General features: G+C 69.5%; 7 protein-coding genes and 1 pseudogene. 1 reads left to right on the forward strand and 7 read right to left on the reverse strand.

The window, feature by feature from the left end; genetic code table 11:
* The 7 genes and pseudogenes from AC2W7J_RS12065 to AC2W7J_RS12095 all read right to left on the reverse strand — a co-directional run.
* Positions 1 to 1,130, reverse strand: a 1,130-nt coding sequence (locus AC2W7J_RS12065) for an ABC transporter ATP-binding protein (RefSeq protein WP_485982665.1), incomplete at its 3' end; no start/stop codon positions are given.
* A complete protein-coding gene (locus AC2W7J_RS12070; protein ID WP_485982667.1) occupies positions 1,123 to 2,130 on the reverse strand; it encodes an ABC transporter ATP-binding protein in 1,008 nt (335 codons plus the stop codon). The genes AC2W7J_RS12070 and AC2W7J_RS12065, both read right to left, overlap by 8 nt.
* A 19-nt stretch (positions 2,131 to 2,149) precedes the next feature.
* On the reverse strand, positions 2,150 to 3,148 hold the full coding sequence (locus AC2W7J_RS12075; protein ID WP_485982668.1) for an ABC transporter permease: 999 nt from the start codon (positions 3,146 to 3,148) through the stop codon (positions 2,150 to 2,152).
* Positions 3,141 to 4,070, reverse strand: coding sequence for an ABC transporter permease (locus AC2W7J_RS12080; RefSeq protein WP_485982670.1), 930 nt, complete (start codon positions 4,068 to 4,070; stop codon positions 3,141 to 3,143). The genes AC2W7J_RS12075 and AC2W7J_RS12080 overlap by 8 nt, the downstream gene beginning before the upstream one ends.
* Before the next feature lie 166 nt (positions 4,071 to 4,236).
* Positions 4,237 to 5,835, reverse strand: coding sequence for a peptide ABC transporter substrate-binding protein (locus AC2W7J_RS12085; RefSeq protein WP_485982672.1), 1,599 nt, complete (start codon positions 5,833 to 5,835; stop codon positions 4,237 to 4,239).
* A 294-nt stretch (positions 5,836 to 6,129) separates the two neighbouring features.
* Positions 6,130 to 7,242, reverse strand: a complete 1,113-nt coding sequence (locus AC2W7J_RS12090) for a 4-alpha-glucanotransferase (RefSeq protein WP_485982674.1) — start codon at positions 7,240 to 7,242, stop codon at positions 6,130 to 6,132.
* 67 nt (positions 7,243 to 7,309) lie between these two features.
* Positions 7,310 to 8,134, reverse strand: a pseudogene (locus AC2W7J_RS12095) (4-alpha-glucanotransferase); the annotation flags it as partial.
* A 246-nt stretch (positions 8,135 to 8,380) separates the two neighbouring features.
* Between AC2W7J_RS12095 and AC2W7J_RS12100 the strand changes: the two are divergent.
* Complete coding sequence (locus AC2W7J_RS12100; RefSeq protein ID WP_485982676.1) at positions 8,381 to 9,244, forward strand: pirin family protein; 864 nt, start codon at positions 8,381 to 8,383, stop codon at positions 9,242 to 9,244.
* Positions 9,245 to 9,267: the final 23 nt, after the last annotated feature.

Here is a 9,267-nt window from a genome sequence, read left to right on the forward strand (position 1 = left end):
GTCGAGGTGTCGGTCGTGGCTCCGCCGGCGGCAGCGCCACCGGCCCGGCCCGCGGCCATCGCGTCGTCGACGTCCGCGAGGCCCTGGCCGGCGAAGAGGCCGGAGTCGATGTCGGTCACGTCCTGCGTCTCGACGATGACCCGCGGCTCGGCGAAGTGGCATCGCGAGGGGTGCTCGCCGGCACCGTCGCTGCGCAGCTCGAGCACGGGGGTCTCCGTGCGGCAGATGTCCTGCGCCTTCCAGCAGCGGGTGTGGAAGTGGCAGCCCTGCGGCGGGTTGGCCGGGGACGGCACGTCGCCGCTGAGGACGATCTGGTCGCGCTTGCCGCGCAGGGTCGGGTCCGGCACCGGCACGGCGGAGAGCAGAGCCTGGGTGTAGGGGTGCGTCGGGCGCGAGTAGATGTCGTCCTCGTCGCCGATCTCGACCATGCGGCCGAGGTACATGACCCCGACCCGGTCGGAGATGTGGCGCACCACGGACAGGTCGTGGGCGATGAAGATGTAGGACAGGCCGAGCTCGTCCTGCAGCTTCTCCATCAGGTTGATGACCTGCGCCTGGACCGACACGTCGAGCGCGGAGACCGGCTCGTCGCAGATGAGCACCTTGGGGTTGAGCGCGATGCCACGGGCGATGCCGATGCGCTGGCGCTGGCCGCCGGAGAACTGGTGCGGGTAGCGGTTGATGTGCTCGGGGTTGAGACCCACGAGCTCCAGCAGCTCCTGGACCCGGCGCTTGCGTCCACCACGCGGCACGACGTCGGAGTGGATCTCCAGCGGCTCGGCCACGATCTCGCCGACGGTGCGCCGGGGGTTGAGCGAGGTGTAGGGGTCCTGGAAGACGATCTGGATGTCGCGACGCAGCTTGCGCATCGCGGACCCCGACTGGCTGTACATGTCGACCCCGTCGAAGTCGACAGTGCCCTCGGTCGGCTCCTCGAGCCGCATGAGCAGTCGACCCAGGGTCGACTTGCCGCAGCCGGACTCACCGACGATGCCGAGCGTCTCGCCCTTGTAGAGCTCGAAGTCGACACCGTCGACGGCCTTGACGTGGCCGACGGTCGTGCGGAGCACACCGCCCTTGATCGGGTAGTGCTTCTTCAGGCCCTTGGCCGTGAGGATCGCCTCAGGCATCGAGCACCTCCTGGCTGAAGTGGCAGGCGGACTGGCGACGCGGGCCGATGTCGAGCAGCTCGGGGCGCTCGGTCCGGCAGATGTCCTGCGCCATGACGCAGCGCGGGTTGAAGGCGCACCCCTCGGGGATGCGGGTGAGGTTCGGCGGCAGGCCACCGATGGCCGAGAGCGACTGGCCCTTCTGGTCCAGGCGCGGGATCGACTCGAGCAGACCCCGCGTGTAGGGGTGACCCGGCCGGGCGTAGATCTCGTCGACGTCGGCCCGCTCGACGATCCGGCCGGCGTACATGACCGCGATGCGGTCGGCGACGTCGGCGACGACACCCAGGTCGTGCGTGATGAGGATCAGACCCATCTTGAACTCCTCCTGCAGCTCCTGCAGGAGGGACATGATCTGGGCCTGGACCGTCACGTCGAGAGCCGTCGTCGGCTCGTCGGCGATGAGCACCTTGGGGTCGAGCGCGATCGCCATGGCGATCATGATGCGCTGCCGCATACCGCCCGAGAACTGGTGCGGGTAGGCCTTGACGCGGTCCTTGGCCGCCGGGATGTTGACGCGCTCCATGAGGCGCACGGCCTCGGCGTAGGCGTCCGCGCGGTTGGACCCGCGGTGCACCCGGAACATCTCGGCGATCTGCCAGCCGACCGGGAAGACGGGGTTGAGCGAGCTGAGCGCGTCCTGGAAGATCATCGAGATCTCCGGGCCACGGGTCGCTCGCCGCTGGTCCTCCGGCATGGTCAGCAGGTCCTGACCCTTGTAGAGGATCCGCCCGCCCGGGATGACGGCCGGGGGCATGTCGAGGATGCCCATGATCGCCTGTGCGGTCACGGACTTGCCCGACCCGGACTCGCCGAGGATCGCCAGCGTCTCGCCCTCGTCGAGGGTGAAGTTGACGCCGTTGATCGCCTTGGCGATGCCCTCGCGGGTATGGAACTCGACGTGGAGGTCGTCGACCTCGAGCAGGTGCTCCCCGGACGACGGGGTCGTCGGTGTGGTCATGTGGTCACTCACCTGTCTCTCAGCGCCCCTTCGGGTCGAAGGCGTCACGCACGGCGTCGCCGAGCATGATGAAGGCCAGGACCGTGATGCTCAGGAAGAGCGCCGGGAAGAAGAGGATGTGCGGGTAGGTCTGCAGCGGCACGAGGGCGTCGTTGATCATCACACCCCATGACACGGTCGGCGGACGCAGACCGATGCCGAGGAAGGACAGCGTCGCCTCCGCGGCGATGTAGCTGCCGAGGTTGATCGTCGTGACGACGATCGCCGGGGCCATCGCATTGGGCAGGACGTGCCGGCGGATGATCCGCATCGGCGAGGCGCCGAGGGCGCGAGCGGCCTGGACGTAGTCGTTGGGCTTGACCTGGATGACCGAGCTGCGCATGAGGCGCATCAGGCTCGGCCAGCCGAAGAGGACGAAGACGAGCACGACCTGCATCACGACGCCGAAGTAGCCCTGGATCGGGATGCCGAAGATCTCTTCCCGCTCCCGGATCGAGGACAGGAAGATGATGCCCGACAGCAGCAGCGGGATGGCGAAGAAGATGTCGCCGGCACGGCTGATGAGGGCGTCGACCCAGCCGCCGATGTACCCGGCGATCAGACCCAGCAAGGACCCGAGCAGGAGCACGCCGAGGGTCGAGAGCACGCCGACGATGATCGACGCGCGGGCGCCGTAGATCGTGCGGGTGTAGATGTCCTGACCCTGGGTGTCCGTGCCGAACCAGTGCTCGCCGCTCGGGGTCTCCCGGGCCTTGCTGAGGTCGTTGAACTTCAGGTCGTAGGTCGTGAAGAGCGAGGGCCAGATCGCCATCAGCAGGAGGATGATGATCAGCACCCCCGAGATCCAGAAGAGCGGGTTGCGACGAAGGGAGGCGAAGGCGTCCGCGGTGAGGGAGCGGGCCTCGCCCCCTTCGGGCGCGGTGCCGACCGCGATGGCCGCCTCGCGCGTCGTCGTCGCCGTCGCCTCGTCCTGGCCGGGGTCCTGTGCGGCGTCCTGCGCCGTGCTCTTGTCAGTCATTGCTGATCCTCGGGTCGAGGGCGCCGTAGAGGAGGTCGACGATGAGGTTCATCACCAGGTAGACGATGACCAGCGCCGTGACCGCCCCGACGACGGCGATGCCGTCACGGTTGCGGATACCGGTGAAGATGTAGCCACCGACGCCCATGATGTTGAAGATGCCCTCCGTGACGATGGCGCCACCGAGCAGGGCACCGAAGTCGTAGCCCATGAAGGTGATGACGGGGATCATCGAGTTGCGCAGGGTGTGGATGCCGATGATGCGCTTGGGCGAGAGGCCCTTGGCCTTCGCGGTGCGCACGTAGTCGGACTTGATGTTCTCGGCGATGTTGGTGCGCATGAGGCGCGCGATGTAGGCCAAGGAGGTCGAGCCGAGCACCATGGCCGGCATGATCAGGCTGTAGAAGCTCGGGTCCTTGCCGGACGCCAGCGCCGGGAAGATGCCCCACTTGAGGCCCAGGAAGTAGCGGGCCGCGAAGCCGACGACGAAGATCGGCACGGAGATGACGAAGAGCGTGCTGATGAGCACGAGGTTGTCGATGAACCCGCCCTTGCGCAGACCTGCGAGGACACCGGCGATGATGCCGATGACGCCCTCGAAGACCAGGGCCATGACGGCGAGCTTGCCGGTGACCGTGAAGCGCTCACCGAGCTCCTCGGCCACGGAGTTGCCGTACTGGTTCTCGCCGAAGTCGCCCTGCAGGACGTTCTTGGCGTAGTAGCCGTACTGGACCGGCAGCGGCTCGTCCAGGTGGTACTTCTCGTTGAACTTCTCGACGTAGGCAGCGGGACACGGCCGCTCGCCACACTTGCCTGCCGTGGGGTCGCCGGGCATGGCGAAGACCATGGCGTAGATCAGGAACGTGGAGAGGATGATCACCGGGATCATCTGGAGCAATCGGCGAACGATGTACTTGCCCACGTGCACCTCCTATGGAGCTGGTAGCGCACCTCAGTCCCGGGGTGCCGGGAGAGGGTAACTCATTGGGTGTGACCGGCATCCGCGATCGGCGGTCGGTCGGCACGCCACCGGCCGGCCATCGAGCGATGGCCGGCCGGTGCAGTGCGAAGTCAGCCCTGGTTCAGGGTCACTCCTTGACGGTCATCGCCGCCAGGTCGGGGTTGCCGAAGGGGGTCGCCTGGACGTCGCCCACGCGCTCCGACCAACCGATGATGGTCTTGCCGTACCACGTCGGGATGGTCGTGAACTCCTTGGCGATCATGCCCTCGGCCTCCTGGTACAGCTTGTTGGCCTCCTCGGGGGTCTCGGCAGCGCCGGCCTCCTTCATCTTGGCCTGGAAGTCGGCGTTGTCGTAGCCGTAGTAGTTCGAGCCGGCACCCTTGCCGTAGATCGGCGCGAGGTAGTTCTCGATCGACGGGTAGTCCATGACCCAGCCCATGCGGAACATGCCCTTGAGCTCGTCCTCGCCCAGCTTGGTCAGCATGGTCTTGAAGTCGACCGCCGGGGTGGCGACGCAGTCGATGCCGATGGCCTTGTTGACCGAGTTGCAGACCGCCTCGGTCCACTCCTTGTGGCCGCCGTCACCGTTGTAGGTCAGGGTCAGCTTGCCATCGAAGCCGCCACCCTCCTTGAGCAGCTGCTTGGCCTTCTCCGGGTTGTACGTGCAGTACTCGCCGCAGGCGCCTTCCTTGTAGCCGTCGACGATCGGGGAGACCCAGCCGGTGGCCGGCGTCATCGCGCCGTTGAAGATCTGCTTGACGATGGTCGGCCGGTCGATGGCCATCGAGATCGCCTGGCGGACCTTGACGTTCTTCAGCTCCGGCGTGACGTGGTAGTTCATGCCGATGAACTGGAGGGTGGAGTTCTCCTTCTCCAGGTAACGGCCCTCACCGAGGTCGCTCTTGAACTTGTCGTCGATGAGCGCGCTCGCCGGGATCTGGCGGACGACGTCGATCTCGCCGGCCTGGAGAGCGGTGTACTCGGCGTCGGCGTCCTGGAAGATCTGGAAGGTGATCTTGTCGGCCTGGCCACCGAAGTCACCCGCGTAGTCGTCGAACTTGCTGAGGACGATCGAGGAGTTCTCGTCCCACGAGTCGAACTTGTACGGACCGGCGGCGACGGGCTTCTTGCCGAAGGCCTCCGGGTCGTCGAAGAAGGAGTCGGGCTGCGGGGCGAAGGCGGTGTAGCCGAGGCGCAGCGGGAGGTTCGAGACCTTCTCGGAGGTCTTGATCGTGAAGGTGTAGTCGTCGACGACCTTCAGGCCCGACAGCTCCTTGACCTTGGACTTGGGGTCCGAGACCTTGTCGTAGCCCTCGACGGGCTCGAAGAAGTAGCCACCCTGCTGGCCGTTGGGGCCGAAGGCGGTGTAGTTCCAGGCGTCGACGAAGTTCTTCGCCTTGACCTCGGTCCCGTCGTGGAACTTGTAGCCCTTCTTGATCTTCACCGTGAAGTTCTGGTTGTCATCGGTGTCGATCGACTCGGCGATGTCGTTCTCGGGCTCGGCCGTCTCGGGGTTGTAGTGGACCAGCTTGGCGGTCAGGACGTCGAGGACGTCACCGCCACAGGTCTCTGCGGTGTTGCCCGCAACCAGCGGGTTCTCGGGGTTGCAGCCACCGGCCTTGATCTCGCCGCCGGCGCCGCCGCCGCCCGAGGTGCTGTCGCTGTCGCTGTCGCCGCCGCACGCGGTCGCGAGAAGTGCGATCGCGGAGATGCTGGCAACTGCCATCGCGCGAGACTTCACTCGCATGGGTCCTCCTACGTCATGCCGCCGGGAAGGCGGGTCTATCGGCTTTCCCGGCTCGATGCGGGTCCACCCCTGGGGTCGCAGCGCGGTCCGCGACTGCTCGTGACATCAAAAACCACGAGGTCGATTCGCACCATGACCCGGTGTGCCCTGAGACACAACTGTGACTCTTCGGTGACCGCCCCGGCACCGGTCAAAGGAGATGCAGGGTTAACCCTCACGCCCCGGAAACCTTGCGGTGATCCGGCCGTGACACCGCCGATATCGCGGCGCGGGTCAGGATCGCGGCGACTCCTGCGAGCGGGTCCCCACGACCCCCGCGACGACGTCGTCGAGGCTGACCTGCCGCCGGTCGGGGCCGGCGAGCGGCAGCCGCCAGTTGGGGTACTCCTCGTCGGTGCCGGGCTGGTTGATCGCCCGCACGTCCCCCACGAGGTCGGTCAGGGCGATGCCCCGCAGGCGCGAAGGGGTCAGCCCCAGCCAGTGGTGCAGCGCGGCCACCACCTCAGCCGGGTCGGCGTCGACGTCGGCGAGCAGCCCCCGCTCGTGCAGGGCCTCACGCACCGCCCGCACGCTCGCCTCCTCGGCGGCGCGCTCCTCGTCGACGGGTCGGGTGAGCAGGCCGAGCCGTTCACGGATGGCGACGTGCTCGAGGCCGAGGTAGCCCGCGGTCGGCGGCAGGTCATGGGTGGTCACGGTCGCCAGGCACAGCTCGCGGTAGGCCTCGGGCGGCAGCGGCCGACCGTCGTCGCCCCACTCGAACCACGCGACGCTCGTGCCGAGGACGCCCCGCTCGCGCAGGTGCTCGCGCACCCACGGCTCGACGACGCCGAGGTCCTCGCCGACGACGAGGGCACCGGCCCGGTGGGCCTCGAGGGCGAGGATGCCGACGAGCGCCTCGTGGTCGTAGCGGACGTAGGCCCCCTCCCCCGGCGAGCAGTCCTCGGGCACCCACCACAGACGGAAGAGCCCGATGACGTGGTCGACGCGCACGCCGCCGGCCCCGGCGAGCACGGCCCGCAGAATGTCGCGGAAGGGGGCGTAGCCGAGCTCGGCGAGCCGGTCGGGCCGCCACGGCGGCTGCGACCAGTTCTGCCCGAGCTGGTTGAACTGGTCGGGCGGTGCGCCGACGTCCACGCCCCGGGCGAGCGCATCGCATAGCGCCCACGCGTCGGCACCCTCGGGGTGGATGCCGACGGCGAGGTCGGTGACGACACCGATGCCCATGCCCGCCTGGCGCAGGCGCTGCTGGGCCCGCGTCAGCTGGGTGCGCACGACCCACTGGAGCCACACGTGGAAGGAGATCTCCTCGCGGTGGGCCTCGCGGTGCGCGCGGACGGCGGGCCCTGCGGGATCGTGCAGGTCGGTCGGCCACTCGCTCTCCCACAGCGCCCCGTGGGTGGCCGCCGAGCGAGCACCACGTCGCGAAGTCGACGAGCGCCTGCCCCTCGGTCGCGTGCAGCGCGCCGACCTCGCGCGCCTGCCCCGCGCCGAGGTGGCGGAAGGCGGTGCGCAGGGCCGGCTCCTTGAGCGCCCAGACCGCGTCGCGGTCGATGGTGTCGTGGGCGTCGAGGACCCTGGCCTGCTCGGCGAGGGCCTCGATCTCCGCGCGCGCCTGCGGCGGCAGCGTCTCGGCCCCGGGCAGCTGTCGCAGGTCGATGTAGACGGGGTTGAGGAAGCGGCGCGAGGTCGGCAGGTAGGGCGAGGGCTCCATCGGTGGCACCGGCTCGGCCGCGTGCAGCGGGTTGACCAGGACGAAGTGCGCGTCGTGCTCGCGGGCCGCCCACTCGCCGAGCGTGGCGAGGTCGCCGAGATCGCCGATGCCCTGGCTGCCGGAGCCGCGCACCTGGTACAGCTGCGTCAGCAGGCCGGTGCGCGGCGCCTCCTGCACCACCTCGGGCAGCTCGAGACGCTGCGGCACGGTGACGAGCACGGCCCGGTCGGTGCCCGGCGACAGCGGACCGGCCTCGGGCTCGGCGACGATCTCGTGCCAGCCGAGCGGCAGGTCGCCCGGGACCTCGAAGGCGGCCTCGCCGACGAGCCCACCGTCGACGTCGTGCGGCTCGACGACGTGCTCGAGCTGCTGCAGGTCACGGCGGGACCCCCCTTCGAGCGTGATGTGCACGGCCACACCACTGCCGTGCGGCACGTGCACGAGGAGGCGAAGGGGGTCCCCCTCGCGCTGGACGACGGTCGGGGGCAACGTACGGCGCCACGGCGCCGTGCGGGTGCGCTCGAGCGAGGCGAGGACCGAGGCGTCGTCGCCGACCTCCTCCCCCATCGCCGCGAGGACCGCGCGCAGCGACTCCGGCGGCACCTCGCGGTGCTCGCCGCGCCAGTCCCACCACTGGGTCTCGACCCCCTTCGCGGCAGCCAGGGCGTGCAGGTGGTCCGTCGACTCCGTCACGGCGACAGCCTCTCCGAGCGGACGGATCCCTGTCCACCACGACGCGGGGGTAGCGTGGGAGTGGTGGACGACGTGCAGATCCTGGTGCCCCGGGAGGTCCCCCTCGGCGGCCCCCGGGCGATGACGGTGCGACGCACCCTCCCCTCCAGAGCCCGCTCCCTCGTGGGCGGCTGGTGCTTCCTCGACCACTACGGGCCCGACGACGTCGCGGCCACCGGCGGCATGGTCGTGCCGCGGCACCCGCACACCGCGCTGGCGACCGTCTCGTGGCTCTTCACCGGCGAGATCGAGCACCGCGACTCGACGGGTGCGCACGCGATGGTCCGCCCCGGCGAGCTCAACCTCATGACGGCCGGGCGCGGCGTCAGCCACTCCGAGTTCTCCACGCCGGACACGAGCGTGCTGCACGGGGTGCAGCTGTGGTTCGCGCTGCCGGGCGACGCCGTCGACACCAAGCCGACCTTCGACCACCACGTGCCCGAGCCGGCCTACGTCCCCGGCGGCATCGCCCGAGTCTTCCTCGGCGAGCTCTTCGGCGAGCGCTCCCCCGTCGTCACCCACGGCGCCCTCACCGGGGCCGAGCTGCTGCTCGACGCCGACGCCGAGACCGTCGTCGAGGTCCCGGCCGGCCACGAGCACGCCGTGCTGCTCGACGACGGCGACGTGAGCATCGACGGCACCGCCCTCGAGCGGGGCGAGCTGGGCTACGTCGGCACCGGCCGCCAGCGCTTCACCCTCACCTCCCGCACCGGCGCCCGCCTCGTGCTCGTCGGCGGTGAGCCGCTCGGCGAGCAGATCGTCATGTGGTGGAACTTCGTCGGCCGCAGCCACGAGGACGTCGTCGCCGCCCGCGACCGCTGGATGGCCGAGATCGGCGAGCAGCCGCCGGAGGGCGAGGAGCGCTTCGGTCCCTTCCCCGAGGGGCAGCCCGCCCCCCTTCCCGCCCCGGCGCTGCCCGGCGGACGGCTGCGGGCGAGGGGCTGACATGGGCTGGCACACCCCGACTG

This window comes from Janibacter sp. CFPM2_SD2, assembly GCF_057364645.1.

What these genes read in the sequence shown, in the direction of transcription:
- AC2W7J_RS12070 (WP_485982667.1), bottom strand. Translation starts at nt 2,130, where the DNA reads ATGACCACACCGACGACCCCGTCGTCCGGGGAGCACCTGCTCGAGGTC.
- AC2W7J_RS12075 (WP_485982668.1), bottom strand. Translation starts at nt 3,148, where the DNA reads ATGACTGACAAGAGCACGGCGCAGGACGCCGCACAGGACCCCGGCCAG.
- AC2W7J_RS12085 (WP_485982672.1), bottom strand. Translation starts at nt 5,835, where the DNA reads ATGGCAGTTGCCAGCATCTCCGCGATCGCACTTCTCGCGACCGCGTGC.
- AC2W7J_RS12100 (WP_485982676.1), top strand. Translation starts at nt 8,381, where the DNA reads ATGACGGTGCGACGCACCCTCCCCTCCAGAGCCCGCTCCCTCGTGGGC.